General features: G+C 69.9%; 7 protein-coding genes. 2 read left to right on the top strand and 5 right to left on the bottom strand.

Annotation, left to right across the window (positions count from 1 at the left end):
* Positions 1-46 precede the first annotated feature (46 nt).
* The 4 genes from D7147_RS25255 to D7147_RS25240 form a co-directional block, all read right to left on the bottom strand.
* A complete protein-coding gene (locus D7147_RS25255) occupies positions 47-4,027 on the bottom strand; it encodes a ThuA domain-containing protein (protein ID WP_120681913.1) in 3,981 nt (1,326 codons plus the stop codon).
* Between the two features lie 101 nt (positions 4,028-4,128).
* A complete protein-coding gene (locus D7147_RS25250) occupies positions 4,129-5,334 on the bottom strand; it encodes a multicopper oxidase domain-containing protein (protein WP_199716741.1) in 1,206 nt (401 codons plus the stop codon).
* A complete protein-coding gene (locus D7147_RS25245; protein WP_120681911.1) occupies positions 5,331-6,287 on the bottom strand; it encodes a sugar phosphate isomerase/epimerase family protein in 957 nt (318 codons plus the stop codon). The genes D7147_RS25250 and D7147_RS25245 overlap by 4 nt, the downstream gene beginning before the upstream one ends.
* 16 nt (positions 6,288-6,303) lie before the next feature.
* A complete protein-coding gene (locus tag D7147_RS25240; RefSeq protein WP_199734263.1) occupies positions 6,304-9,423 on the bottom strand; it encodes an OmpL47-type beta-barrel domain-containing protein in 3,120 nt (1,039 codons plus the stop codon).
* 839 nt (positions 9,424-10,262) lie between these two features.
* Here D7147_RS25240 and D7147_RS25235 point away from each other — a divergent pair.
* Positions 10,263-11,381, top strand: a complete 1,119-nt coding sequence (locus D7147_RS25235; RefSeq protein ID WP_120681909.1) for a DUF4185 domain-containing protein — start codon at positions 10,263-10,265, stop codon at positions 11,379-11,381.
* 231 nt (positions 11,382-11,612) lie between these two features.
* Here the strand turns inward: D7147_RS25235 and htpG are convergent, their stop codons facing one another.
* A complete protein-coding gene (gene htpG, locus D7147_RS25230; protein ID WP_267900772.1) occupies positions 11,613-13,526 on the bottom strand; it encodes a molecular chaperone HtpG in 1,914 nt (637 codons plus the stop codon).
* 219 nt (positions 13,527-13,745) lie between these two features.
* Here htpG and D7147_RS25225 point away from each other — a divergent pair, with 219 nt between their 5' ends.
* Positions 13,746-14,231, top strand: coding sequence for a winged helix-turn-helix transcriptional regulator (locus tag D7147_RS25225; RefSeq protein ID WP_120682018.1), 486 nt, complete (start codon positions 13,746-13,748; stop codon positions 14,229-14,231).
* Positions 14,232-14,279 lie beyond the last annotated feature (48 nt).

Raw genomic sequence — 14,279 nt, 5'->3', positions numbered from 1 at the left:
TGCCGGGTACGGAGGGTGGGTCCTCCGTACCCGGCACGCTTTGGGGTTACAGCTCGCGGACCCTCACGTCACGGAACTCGATCAGGTCGTTGGTGCCGTGGTTCTGCAATCCGACGAACCCGCTCAGGAACTGCCGCAGGTCCGTGGGCGGGTCACCCGCGCGCGACGAGTTCTTGCCCGGGGTGTTGTCGAACTCGTTGATCACCACGCCGTTGCGGATGATCGTGTAGTGCTGGCCGACGACCCGGACCTCGTAGTCGTTCCACTGGCCCTTCGGGGTCACCCGCGCCTGGTCCAGCGTGTTCGGGTCGAAGTTGTAGATCGAACCGGTCTTCTGCGGCTCACCGGTCGGTCCGTCGTAGATCTGGATCTCGTGGCCGCAGAAGATCGCCACCCACGCCGGTGAGCCCGCGGCCGAGCCGGTCCGGCCGCACTCCGGCCGCTCGTCGACCGGTTGGCGCGGGTCCGGGAAGCGGGTGAAGACGCCGGTGTTGGCGTACGTGCCGGCCGGCGACACGTCCCGGAACTTCATCCGGACGGAGAAGTCACCGAACTCCTTGCCCGCGTACCAGAGCATGCCCAGCCCGCCCGAGCTGCGGATCGAGCCGTCACTGCGCAGCGAGAACGATCCGCTGGGCGCCTGCCGCCAGTCGACGAGGGACTGCGCGGACCCGTCGAAGATGGTCTGGTAGCCGGCGGTGGTGCCGACCTCCGACCGCTGGGCGGCCCGGTTCAACCGGTTCGCGTCCTGCTTGTCGATCTCACCGTCGGCACGCAGCTGCGCGACGACGTCCTCGACGTGACCGACGAACTGGGCGTGGTTGGCCCAGTTGCGCTCATCGTCGATGAGGTCGTTGACGGTGCACCCGCCGCCGACCGCGTAGTTGGGCACTCCGGTGTCGGTGTCGAGCATCCGTACGGTCGACCGGCCGTCAGGCGCGACGCAGCCGACGCTGACCGGCAGCACCGACATCGCCACCTCGCCGTTGGCGTAGGTCACCTTGAGGGTGGCCTGGTAGCTGCCGTAGTCGGCGTACCGGTGGGTGGGGTTGGCCGCCCGAGACACCGGGCTGCCGTCGCCGAAGTTCCACTCCCAGGCCACGCCGCCGACCTTGGCGCCGGAGAACTGGACGTTCTTCGGGTCGCTCTGCGCCACGGCCCGCGCGCCGGCGTCACTCGGGTTCGGCGTCGCCGGACCACCGGTGTAGGCGATCCGGATCAGCTTCTGGTTCGAGTGCAGGCTGAAGAAGCCGCCCGCGTAGTCGAGCATGTACAGGGCACCGTCCGGGCCGAACTTCGCGTCCATCCAGGACTGGAGCTGGGTACCACCGCTGCCCGAGCGGATGATGGAGCGCAGGTCCTCGGCGAACGCCGGCGGGCCGTGGCTGTCGACCTTGCTCTTGTCGACGGTCACCGCGATGCGGTTGCTGGCGTTCGACTGGTCACCGATGAACCACTTGTCGTCCCAGTACTCCGGCCACGCCACCCCGCTGGTGGTGTCGACGTTCTCCCGCTGGTAGGTCGGGCCGTCCATGATGGCCTGACCGCCGCCCTTGAGGTACGGCTCGGTGAAGGTCTCGTCACCCGGCTCGTACGTCGGCAGGCCGCTGCCGTCGGTGCGCTCCGGGAAGACCGGACCGCCACCCTGCGGCGAGTACCAGATCATGTTGTCCTGCACCGGCGGGAGGTTGACCAGACCGGTGTTGCGCGGCGACTCGTTCTTCGGGGCGTCGCAGTCGTACCAGCCGGTCAGCACGGTCGCGTCGGTGTTGCTGCGGTCCCGGTACGGCTGCCGGTTACCCATGCAGTACGGCCAGCCATGGTTGCCCGCGGACTTGATGATCGTGGCCGTCTCGTACTTGGCCGGGCCGAGCTCCGGGTTCGGGCCACCGGCGTCCGGGCCGACCCACGCGGCCGTCAGCCAGTCGTTGACCGGGTCCCAGGCGATCCGGGCGATGTTGCGCACGCCCATCACGTAGATCTCCGGACGGGTCTTGCCGCCGCCCTCCTCCTGGCCGGTGAAGAGGTTGCCCTTCGGGATGGTGTACGTGCCGTCCGCCTCGGGGTGGATCCGAATGATCTTCCCGTTGAGGTCGTTGGTGTTACCGGCCGTACGGCGCGCGTCCTGGAACGAGACACCCTTGTAGTCCTGGGTCCAGTTGTTGCCGGAGTAGCCGTCCGAGCCACCCGACGAGTTGCTGTCACCGGAGCCGATGTAGAGGTTGCCGGACTCGTCGAAGGTCATCCCGCCACCGGCGTGGCAGCAGCTGTGGATCTGCGTGTCCCAGCTCAGCAGGTCCTTGCGGGTCGCCTGGTCGATCGTCTGGTTCGCGGCGTCGTAGGTGAACCGCGAGACGGTCCGCTTGCCGATGCGCAGGTCACGGTCGATCGACTCGTGCGGCATCCAGTAGACGTAGATCCAGCCGTTCTGCGCGAACTTCGGATCCAGCGTGATGCCGACGAGGCCTTCCTCGTTCTTGACCAGCTCACTGCCGCTGCCCCGGTTGCCCATCACACGGAGGGTGGTGAGCAGCTTGACCTGCTTGGTCTTCGGGTCCCACTGGTGGATCGTGCCGCAGCCGAGACCCACGTTGGGGTCGTCCCAGTTGGCGATCGGCCCGGTGGCGCAGGCCGCCTTGCCGATGTAGAAGACCTTGCCGTCCGGGTCGATGGTCAACCCGTGCGGTTCACCGATCTGGTCGAGCTGACCGGGCTGGTTCGTGGCGGTGAGCCGCTCGATGCGGTAGTTCGAGGCGATGGTCGCCTGGCAGTCGCCGCGCACCATGCCGGCCGCCCACTTGATGGCCCCGGCCAGGTGGCTCTGGAACTGCGTGTCGTCGGTCCAGCTGGCCGCGGTGCGGCCCATGCCGGTGTAGAACGACCGGCCCCCGTCGTAGTCCTGGCACCAGGAGATCGGGTGGAACGCGCCGTTGCCGCTCAGGCCGGGGTTGTAGGTGCCCTCCTCGACCTGGGCGACGGTGTGCACCCGACCGATCGGGTTGGAGTCCCAGTTGATCCACTGGTCGGACCGCTTCGCGGTCAGCGGCGTCCCCTTGTTGGCCGGGTGCTGGCGGTCGGTGAAGTCGACCACCGCCTCCTGCACCTGGGTGTCCGGGGTCGGCCCGGCGTCCGGGCCGATGAGCCACAGCTCGGCGAGCTGGATCAGCGGCTCGCCGCTGTTCGCGGTGATGTTGAGCCGGTAGTGCTGGTAGGCGGTGGTGTTGGTGAAGCTGTACTGCTTGGTCTGGAACCGCTGCGGGAAGGTCTCGTCGGTGCGGGTGTCCAGGTCGGTCCAGCTGGTGCCGTCCTGGGAGCCCTGCAGGGTCCAGTTCTTCGGGTCGCGGCCGGGGAAGTCGTTCGCCGAGGTCAGCGCATACCGGCTGACCACCACCGGCGCGGCGAGCTTCGCCGAGAGCCAGCCGGTCGTCGTCCGGGCCAGCCACTTGGTGCTGGTCGACCCGTCGATGGCCATCGCCGCGGTCTCGTTCGGCGGGTTGTCCCCGCTGGCGGCGGCCGAGACGGGCTTCTCGGCGTTGGGCAGGCCGGCCGCCGGACGGGCGCCGACCAGCCCGGTGAACCAGGAGGAGTCCGGCTGGGCGCGCACCGCGTCGTGCACGCCGACGAAGCCGCCGCCGCCCTTCACGTACGCCTGGAAGGCCGCTTCCTGGGCGTCGCTGAGCGTCACACCGTTCGCGGAGAGGAAGACCACGCCCCGGTAGCGGGCCAGGTTGTCGACGTTGAACACGTTGGGGTCGGTGGAGACGTCGACGGCGAAGTCGTTCTGCCGACCCAGCTTCTTGATCGCGGTGGCGGCCCGGCCGACCGGGTCGTCCTGCTCGGCGGCCGGGCCATGGAAGACCAGCACCCGCACCGAGGCGGCGGCTGCGGCGTCGGCGGCGGCGGGAGCGCGGGTGGGCGCCGCGCTCGCGGGCACGCTCAGCATGCCGAGCGCGAGCACCGCACCGCTGGCCAGGGCACCGAGCCGGCGGGGTACGCCGGTGCGGTGCCAGAGGCGTCTGTGAGCCATCTCGACTCCTTCTCAGGTTTGAGGCGGACCTGCGTTGACGGGGTTCGGGGCGTGGGGGTGGCCGCCGGAGCGGTTCGGCGGCCACCCCACGCCGTCGGCGATCACTTGTGCTGGTGCACTCCGGCGCCGCTGCCCGCCGGGGCCGCGCCGCTGCTGGTCGCGCTGTGCTCGTGGCCGCCGCCGGGCGGCATGTTGCCGTTCTCGTCCAGGACGTGCATGGTCGTGTACATCCCGGCGTCCGAGTGGAACTGCATGTGGCAGTGGATCATCCAGTGGCCCGGACCGACCGAGTCCCCGGCGATGATCTGCACACCGAACGAGTCACCCGGCCCGACCGTCTTGTTGTCGATGGTCTGCACCTGGTCGGTCTCGGCGTTGGTGCCGGTCAACACCCCGGTCCGGGTGTCCGCCCACGAGTGCCCGTGGATGTGGAAGGTGTGCATGTCGTTGCCGATGCCCACCACGATGAACTCGACCCGCTCCCCCTTCTTGGCGACGATGCAGGTCGGGCCGGGCACCGGGTTCACCGGATCACAGGTGTCGGCGGCAGCACCCCGGCGCAGGTTGATGCTCTGCTGGTCCCCGAAGACGGACATGTAGGTCCGGTCCGGCTTCGGATCCCCCACCCGCCGTACGACCAGGCCGCCGAAGAGCCCGGAGCCGATGCCCTTGGTGCCGTGCGGGCCACCCACCACGTGGTCGTGGTACCACCAGTAGCCGGCCGTGCCCGGGGTCCCGGCGGTACGGTCGCGCTTCTTGGCGTACCAGGTGTAGGTGCGCGACTGGCCGGGCGGGACGTACGAGAAGCTCTGCGCCGTGCCGTCGGAGAGCTGCGTGTACTTCACGCCGTGCACGTGCAGCGAGACACCGAGCGGATGGGTCGGGTCGGTGCGCAGCTGCTCCAGGGTCGCGGCGGGCACCTGGTTGTGCAGGGTGACGGCGAGGCACTCCCCCTCGATCATCTCCATGGTGGGGCCCGGGTAGGAGGCCGTCTGCGGGGTGAGGCCGTAGCCGAGCCGGATCTGGTTGCCGTCGCGGGGCAGCTCTACCGCGTAGAGCGTGACGGTACGGTCCGGCTGGTTGCAGCCCTCGGGCCGTTCCGGCAGGAGGGCGGCGGCCCCGCCCGCGACGGCGAACCCACCGGCGCCGACGAGGCTCAGCACCACGATCGCGGCGACCACCAGCATCCGGCGGGTGGTGGAGCCGGAGCGGGCCGGCGGCGTGTCCGGTGTGGCCCCGGACTCCGCCTTCGGCCCGGGTTCCGGTGCCGGACCGCCGTCGGTGAGCCGCCATGCGGAGGCGGTCACTTGGTCCCCCGCAGGTTGCGCATCCGCCGGTAGCTGCGTGCGGCGGCGCCGAGCGAGCCGGGCGGGTTCGGCTGGGCGTTGGGCGCGCTGTCCTGCTCCCAGAGGTACTCGAACCGGCCCCGGTGCTTGAGCTCACCGAAGAACTCGGTGAACGGGATGACGCCGGCGCCGAACTCCACGTCGAGGTAGGAGTTGCCCTGCTGCGGGTCGGGCAGCGGGACGCCGTCCTTGACGTGGAACATCGGGAACCGTTCGGGGTGGGCGTTGACGTAGTCGACCGGCCGGAAGCCGGGGTACTTGCGCGCCCCGCCGTACGCCCACAGGATGTCCAACTCCAGGTACACGAACCGCGGGTCGGTGAGCTCCAGGAACAGGTCGTAGAGCCGGACGTCCGGTCGGTCCGTGGCGAAGCTGAACTCGATGGTGTGGTTGTGCTGGTAGAGCTTCAGGCCCCGAGCGGTCGCGGCCGCCCCCCACGTGTTGAACTCCTCCGCCGCCTTCTGGTAGCCGGCGATGGTGCGGTCGCCGGTGGGCGCCTCGGCCGTGCCGATGTTCGGCATGCCGAGCGTCTCGGCGATGTCGAGCTCCTGCTCCAGGTTCCGGCGGAAGTCGCCGAGACCGCGGTGGCTGCCGACCGCCTTGAGCCCGTTGACGTCGAGCAACTGGCGGATCTGCTGCGGGGTGATGGTGCCGACGTTGCCCTGGGTGTAGCCGGCGAACTCGACCTCGCGGTAGCCGATCCGGGACAGCTCGTCGAAGACGTACGCGAATCCGAACTCGTTGATCTTGTCGCGGACGCTGTAGAGCTGGATGCCCATGTGCCCCTGGGGAATCAACCGGCCGGCCGCCGCGGCGACGGGGAGGGCGCCGGTGAGGCTGGCCGCGCCGACCGCGACGGTCGTGCCGGCGAGACCACGTAGCAGGGCCCGACGGTCGATCTTCTGCTTTGCCATTGGTGGTTCCCTTCGCTCAGTTACCGGCGGCGGCCGGCGTCAACGGGGCGATCCGGACGTTGCGGAAGCTGATGACGTCGCCCTCGCCGTGGTTCTGCAGGCCGATGTATCCGCTGGCGCTCTGCCGTCCGGCGCCGCCCGGGTCGTCGGATCGCGGCGGGCTGAAGACGGCGTCCGGGGTGTTGACGTACTCGTTGATCAGCTCGCCGTTGCGGAAGATGGACCAGTGCTGGCCGACCACCCGGATCTCGTAGTCGTTCCAGGTGCCCTTGGGCGTGACCTGCGAACCGGAGAGGTCGACCTGGTCGAAGCCGTACACCGAGCCGGACTTGTACTGGTCGCCGTCGGGCCGGTCGTAGATCTGCAGCTCGTGGCCGTACTTGATGGCCACCCACTCCGGCCGGGACTCGTCCGGGTGGTCGTGGACCTGCGGGAAGCGGGCGAAGACCCCGCTGTTGGCGCGACCCTCACCCGGCGCGTCGTCCCGCCACTGCAGCTTCAGCGAGAAGTCCCCGTACGCCTGCTCCGGGAACCAGAGCATGCCCATGCCCGGGACGGCCTTGCTGGTGATCGATCCGTCGGCGTTACGGAGGAAGCCGCCTCCACCGACGTGCTCCCACCTGTTGAACGACGCCTTGCTGGAGTCGAGCAGCGGCTGGTACCCGCTGCGGGCCTCCGGCTTGCCGACGCCCGAGTTGCGGGCGGCCTCGATGAGCTGGGTGCGCTGCTTCTTGGTGAGCACCTCGAGGTGGCCCAGGTGCTCGGCGACCACCTTGACGTGCGCGACGAACTCGGCGTGGTCGATCCAGGTCCGCTGCCCCTCGAAGAGGTTGTTGATCGTGCACTCGCCGTAGACCGGCTTGTTGGGTACGCCGCTGTCGAGCGTGCCGAACCACACCGTCGCCCGGGTGTCGGGCACCAGGCAGTTCGCACCCGAGCCGTTCCCGATCACGGTGAAGGTGAGCGAGCCGGTGCCGGAGGTGTTGCCGACCTTGTCGGTGGCCCGGAAGCTGAGCGTGTAGTCGCCCGGCTGGTCGATGGTGACCGGGCGGGTGTAGCGCTGGTACTCGTCGCCGTCGAGGGCGTACTCGATCCGGTCGACGCCGGTGCCGCTGTCGAAGGCGAAGAGCGTCACGCTGGCGCTGCCGAGGTAGGCGCCGTCACCGTCGACCTGGCCGGTGATCGACGCGGTCACGGTCGGTGCCGTGGTGTCGTCCGACGGGGGTGCGACCACCGTGAAGGAGACCGTCTTCACCGCCGAGGTGTTGCCCGCCTTGTCGGTGGCCCGGTAGTTGACCGCGTGCGCGCCGGGCTGGTTCACCGTCACCGGCGCCGAGTAGACGGCGTAGGGCTGCCCGTCGAGCGAGTACTCGATCCGGTCCACGCCCGACCCGGTGTCGGTCGCCGTCACCACGACCGTGGCGCTGCTGACGAAGGCGCCCTCGGCGTTCTTCTGACCGTGCAGCACGGCCGAGGTGGTCGGGGCGGTGGTGTCCTGCGGCGGGGGCGCGACCACGGTGAACGACACCGCTTGCACCGCCGAGGTGTTGCCGGCCTTGTCGGTCGCCCGGTAGTTGACGGTGTGCTGACCCACCGTGTTGACGCTCACCGGCGCGGAGTAGACGGCGTAGGCGCCGCCGTCGAGCGAGTACTCGATCTTGTCGACCCCGGACTCGGTGTCGGTGGCCGACACGGTCACCGTGGCGTTGCCGACGTACGCGCCCTCGGCGTTCTGCTGACCCGCCACGGAGGCGGTCGCGGTGGGGGCGGTGGTGTCGTCCGGCTCGGACTCGGCGATGGTGAAGGACTCGCTCTTCACCTCCGAGGTGTTGCCCGCCTTGTCGGTGGCCCGGTAGTTGACCGCGTGCGCGCCGGGCTGGTTCACCGTCACCGGCGCCGAGTAGACGGCGTAGGGCTGCCCGTCGAGCGAGTACTCGATCCGGTCCACGCCCGACTCGGCGTCGGTCGCCGACAGCATCACCATGACGCTGCCCAGGTACGCGCCGTCGCCGTTCTGCTCGCCGTGCAGCATGGCGGCCGTGGTCGGCGCGGTGGTGTCCTCGACCTGGGGCGGCACCACGGTGAACGACACCGACTGCGGCGTCGAGGTGTTACCGGCCTTGTCGGTCGCGCGGTAGTTGACCGCGTGCTGACCCACGGCGTTGACGCTCACCGGCGCGGAGTAGACGGCGTACTCGCCGCCGTCGAGCGAATACTCGATCTTGTCGACCCCGGACTCGGTGTCGGTGGCCGACACGGTCACCGTGGCGTTACCCACGTACGCGCCCTCGTCGTCCTGCTGACCGGTCACCGACGCGGTCGCGGTGGGGGCGGTGGTGTCATCCGACTGGGGCTCGGCCACGGTGAACGACTCGGTCTGCACGTCCGAGGTGTTGCCCGCCTTGTCGGTGGCCCGGTAGCTGACCGCGTGCGCACCCGGCTGGCTCACCGTCACCGGCGCCGAGTAGACGCCGTAGGGGCCGCCGTCCAGCGAGTACTCGACCTTGTCGACGCCGGAGCCGCTGTCGGTCGCCGACAGGTTCACGGTGGCGCTGCCGACGTACTCCCCGTTGTCGTTCTGCTCGCCGGTGACCTCGGCGGTCACGGTCGGCGCCGTGGTGTCGGAGCCTCCGCCGGAGACGACCAGGAGCCCGGTCATGCTGCCGTGGCCGGGGATCGCGCAGAAGTACCGGTAGGTGCCCGGGGAGAGCGTCACGTCCACGCTCCACCGGCCACCGTTGGCGTCGTTCGGGTCGGCCAGGATGTTCACGTCGACGTCGGTGTTGTACGCCGGGTTGCCGGTGTCGAACGTCAGGGTGTGCTGCATGCCGGTGGTGTTGCCGGTCGCGGCGCTGTTCTCGAAGACGAGCGTCGCCGGGCCGGCCACCGCGGTGGTGGGCGCGGAGCGGTAGGCCAGGAAGTCGTCGCCGGCGGTCCAGGTGAGCACCTGGGCCTGCAGCTGGCGGGGCTGGGCCGCCGCCGGAGCGGTCGGCGGTTCCGTGTCGACCGGTTTCGCGCTCGCCGGCGCCGCCACGACTCCCGCGGTCAGCCAGACGAGAGCGGCCGTGGCAACGGCCGCGATCGATCTCCGGAGCCGGCCCGCCCGGAGCCGGCCAGGGGGTGAGTAGCCTTTCATCGATGCCTCTCTCCCAGGTCCGAGGCGCGCATCCCCGGGGCCAGGCATCCCCCGTGAAGGTCAGCTCACCTCTTGTCCAGATATGTCGCCGTTCGGCGGTACCGTGGGCCCCCTCCTTGGCCGCACGGAATCCCCGGCCGTGGCGGCGCCACGGTCGTCCTGTGTGAGGTTGGAGCTCGCCCGTCGAGGGCGGGCGAGCCGGATCACCCGAGTCACCGGGCAGCGTTCAGCGTGGAGCCGAACGGGTGGTCGGGCCGCCTCGGAGCTCACGAGGCGGGCATCGGGAGCGAATCGGTTACGCCCTCGGCACTTCGCAGCGCCGGGTCGCAGGGCGCACGCCGACCCGGGGTGTCGTCCCTGGCCGGGCCGGTGACCGCCGGGCGTGCTGCGCCGCCTGGGGTCACCGTTCGAGATTCACCGCGCGGCCGGTTCATCTCGCTGAAACATATCGATGGATCCCGACAGTACTAACTTGGCCCGAACGTGTCCAGAGCTTTCGTTGCCCCCGGCTCGACTTTCCTACAAACAAACGAAAGTCACCGACGCGAGGGCCGCCGCGAGCAGCACAGGTGTCGCGAAAGTCCTAAGAGGACAACGGAGAAAGTCCGAGTCCGACCCCGCTCGACCAGCGAAGACGGGCCGCCTCGGGACGCCAGCGACGTCGGTGCCGGGCCACCCGCGACAGGTCCGCCCGCTGCCCACCCGCCATCCCGGCGACCGACCCGACGGCCAGAGGTATTGACATGCCTCGACGGTCAGGACTTGACTTCGGGGGTACGTCACCCCGTCCGGGCAACGGCCGTCACCGCCGCCCGGCCGTGCGAAACGAGAGGACAGACATGACGTTGAACCGTCGGTCCTTCCTCATCAGGACGGGCACGGTCGGCGCGGCCGCCGCCGTCGCCCCGGCGCTCGCCCTCTCCTCCGAGGCCAACGCCGCCACCTGGAAGAAGCGCCTCACCGGCGCCGACCTCGACACCAACGGCCGGTGGCAGGTCGCCGGCACCGACCTCGGCATCCCCTACGTGCTGGAGAACGGCTCCATCGGCTACCTCTTCGGCGACACCTTCAACACCCCGTGGCCGGAGGGCCCCCCGCTGCCCAACGACTGGCGGTCACCGGTGATGCTGCGCTCCGCCGTCCACCCGGGAGCGACCGGCGGAGTGGTCTTCGACAGCGCGGCCCGGGTCGCCGGCAACGGCCGCGCCCCGGAGCTGATGCACAACGGCCACAACGGCATCGGGATCGACGGCCTCTGGGAGGTCACCGTCATCCCCAACGACGGGATCAGCTTCCCGGAGACCGGCCGGCAGCTCATCTCGTACATGAGCATCGAGAACTGGAACTCCGCCGGCCCCGCCGGCCCGCACTGGCGGTCGCGCTACGCCGGCCTGGCCTACAGCGACAACGGCAACGACTTCGTCCGTACGCCGCTGAAGTGGTGGAACAACGCCGGCAACACCGACCCGTTCCAGATGTGGACGATGCAGCGCGACGGCGACTGGGTCTACGTCTTCTCCGTACGCGCCGGTCGGCAGGACGGCCCGATGATGCTGCGCCGAGTCCGCTGGGACCGCCTCTTCTATCCCGAGTCGTACGAGGGGTGGGGGTGGAACGGCAGCAACTGGGGCTGGGGCCGCCCGTGCACCCCCATCCTGACCGGCCGGTTCGGCGAACCCTCCGTACGCCGGCTCACCGACGGCACCTGGGTGATGTCGTACCTCAACTGCGCCAACGGCTGCATCGTCACCCGTACCGCCACCGGGCCGGATCAGGTCTGGAGCGGCGAGAAGGTCCAGGTCACCTCCTGGCAGGAGCCCGGCCTCTACGGCGGCTTCGTCCACCCCTGGTCCAGCCGGCAGCCCAACGACCTGCACCTGATGGTGTCGAAGTGGACCCGGACGCCCGACGGTCGCAGCACCGCCTACCACATGAGCCAGTTCGCCGGCTCGATCTAGGGCCTGTTTCATAAGACCGTGCCCGGCTACGCCGGCCCCAGGCGACGACCGGCCGCGTTGGAGGTTCGTCCGGATACAACACCGGTATCCGCACGAACCTCCGCCTTGCCGGACCGCCGCCTGGGCCTCGGCTCGCTCGGGCGAGCCTTATGAAACAGACCCTAGTCACGACTTCCACCGCCGGCCGGCGGGACACCCACGCGGGGGCGCCGCCGACAGGCCGCGGACGGCTCAGACGGTGCGGGAGAGCCGCTCGGCGAGGAGCCGGGTGAAGCGGGACGGGTCGGCCAGCTCACCGCCCTCGGCGAGCAGCGCCATCCCGTACAACAGCTCGGCGGTCTCCCGCAGCTCCGCCTGGTCACCGCCCTGCTCGTGCGCCTTGCGCAGCCCCGCGACCAGCGGGTGCCCCGGGTTCAGTTCGAGGATCCGCTTGACCGAGGGCACCTCGTGCCCCATCGCCCGGTACATCTTCTCCAGCGTCGGGGTGAGGTCGTGCGCGTCGCCGACGACGCAGGCCGGCGAGGTGGTCAGCCGGGAGGAGAGCCGCACCTCCTTCACGTCCTCGGCGAGCACGCCGCTCATCCAGGCGACCAGCTCGGCGTGGTCCTTGCGCTGCTGCTCCCGCTCCGCCTCGGCCTGCTCGCGCTCGTCGTCGGTGTCCAGGTCGACGTCGCCCTTGGCGATCGAGCGCAGCGGCTTGCCGTCGTACTCGCCGACCCGCTCCACCCACACCTCGTCGACCGGGTCGGTGAGCAGCAGCACCTCGAGGCCCCGCGCGCGGAACGCCTCCATGTGCGGCGAGTTCTCCAGCATGGCCCGGGACTCGCCGGTGGCGTACCAGATCTCGCCCTGGCCGTCCTTCATCCGGTCGACGTAACCCCGCAGGTCGGTCGGCTCGGCCGGGTCCTGGGTGGAGGCGGCGCTGACCAGCTCCAGGAGCGTGTCCCGGTTCTCCGTGTCGTCGATGAGCCCTTCCTTGACGACCGCGCCGAACTCGCTCCAGAGCGTGCGGTACCGCTCGGCGTGATTGGCCTTCAGATCCTTCACCGTGGCGAGGATCTTCTTTACCAGGCGTCGCCGGACCACCTGGATCTGCCGGTCCTGCTGCAGGATCTCCCGGGAGATGTTCAGCGACAGGTCGTGCGCGTCCACCACGCCCTTGACGAAGCGCAGGTAGTTCGGCATCAACGCCTCGCAGTCGTCCATGATGAACACCCGCTTGACGTACAGCTGGACGCCGCGCCGCCCCTGCGGCGCGAAGAGATCCAGGGGCGCGTGCGCCGGGAGGAAGAGCAGCGCCTCGTACTCGAAGGTGCCCTCACCCTTCATGTGCACGATCTCCAGCGGATCCGCCCAGTCGTGCGCGACGTGCTTGTAGAACTCGTGGTACTCGGCCTGCTCGACCTCGTCACGGGAACGCGCCCAGAGCGCCTTCATCGAGTTGAGCGTCTGCTCCTCGCGCGTGGTCGCGCCCTCCTCGCCCGGCCGCTCGACGGTCATCCGGATGGGCCAGGCGATGAAGTCGGAGTAACGCTTGACGATCTCCCGGATCGTCCACTCGGCCGTGTAGTCGTGCAGGCTGTCCTCGGTGTCGGCCGGCTTGAGGTGCAGGGTGACCGAGGTGCCCTGCGGGGCCGTGTCGACCGACTCGATCGAGTAGCTGCCCTCGCCGGTGGACGACCAGCGCGTCCCGCCCGGCTCGCCGGCCTTGCGGGTGAGCAGCTCCACCGCGTCGGCGACCATGAACGCGGCGTAGAAGCCGACGCCGAACTGCCCGATGAGCTCCTGCGAGGCGTTGGCGTCGGCGGACTCCCGCAGCGTACGCAGCAGCTCGGCGGTGCCCGACTTGGCGATGGTGCCGATCACCGAGACCACCTCGTCGCGGGTCATCCCGACGCCGTTGTCCCGGACGGTCAGGGTGCGCGCGTCCCGGTCGACCTCGATTTCGATGTGCAGGTCGGAGGTGTCGACGTCGAGGTCCTTGTCGACCTGGGCGGCCAGCCGCAGCTTGTCCAGCGCGTCCGAGGCGTTCGAGATGAGCTCGCGGAGGAAGACGTCCTTGTTCGAGTAGATCGAGTGAACCATCAGCTGAAGCAGCTGACGCGCCTCGGCCTGGAACTCCAACGTCTCGACCTGGCTGGCCACGCCGTCTCCCTTCTGCCACACATCGGGTTTCGGGCACAGGATACGGACCGTCACCCGGCGTTCGAGCCGGTCCCCGTCCCACACCCACCCCGCGGACCCCACGGACGGCATCCGGCAGTGCCACGGACGCCGGCTCCGGCCTATTCCCGAACCCGGCGGGCTCCGGCGTGACCTAGCTGACTTTGCTTAACCTAAGTCAGCCTGGGTAACGTGGCCGGCATGACGGATCTCCTCGCCGACCGGGACGGCTGGCTCATGACCAACTGCTCGATCGCCCGGACGCTCGACGTGGTCGGCAACCGCTCGACGCTCCTGCTGCTGCGGGAGGCGTCCCTCGGCACCCGGCGCTTCGACGACTTCGCCGCCCGGGTGGGCATCAGCGAGCCGGTCGCCGCCGCCCGGCTCAAGCAGCTCGTCGCCGACGGACTGCTCGAGCGGCGCCCCTACCAGGAACCCGGGAAACGCACCCGCGACGAGTACGTGCTGACCGACAAGGGCGCACAGCTCGTCCCCGTGCTGGTCGCGCTCCGGCAGTGGGGCGACACCTGGGCCGCCGACGACGCCGGTCCGTCGGTACGGCTCGAGCACCACGACTGCGGCGCGGAGGTGCACGCCGTACTGCGCTGCGCCGGCGGGCACGACGTCGAGCCCGACGAGCTGGACGTACGCCCCGGACCGGGCCTGCTCCGCGTCGACACCGAATGACCTCCGGGCGGCGCCACGCCGACCCGTCCCCTCTCCACCAGATGCCCT

Source organism: Micromonospora musae, assembly GCF_003626545.1.
Classification (GTDB): domain Bacteria; phylum Actinomycetota; class Actinomycetes; order Mycobacteriales; family Micromonosporaceae; genus Micromonospora; species Micromonospora musae.
Note: the sequence above shows the minus strand (reverse complement) of the source record. Positions and strands in the feature narration are given on the sequence as shown.

What these genes read in the sequence shown, in the direction of transcription:
- D7147_RS25255 (WP_120681913.1), bottom strand. Translation starts at nt 4,027, where the DNA reads ATGGCTCACAGACGCCTCTGGCACCGCACCGGCGTACCCCGCCGGCTC.
- D7147_RS25245 (WP_120681911.1), bottom strand. Translation starts at nt 6,287, where the DNA reads ATGGCAAAGCAGAAGATCGACCGTCGGGCCCTGCTACGTGGTCTCGCC.
- D7147_RS25240 (WP_199734263.1), bottom strand. Translation starts at nt 9,423, where the DNA reads ATGAAAGGCTACTCACCCCCTGGCCGGCTCCGGGCGGGCCGGCTCCGG.
- D7147_RS25235 (WP_120681909.1), top strand. Translation starts at nt 10,263, where the DNA reads ATGACGTTGAACCGTCGGTCCTTCCTCATCAGGACGGGCACGGTCGGC.
- D7147_RS25225 (WP_120682018.1), top strand. Translation starts at nt 13,746, where the DNA reads ATGACGGATCTCCTCGCCGACCGGGACGGCTGGCTCATGACCAACTGC.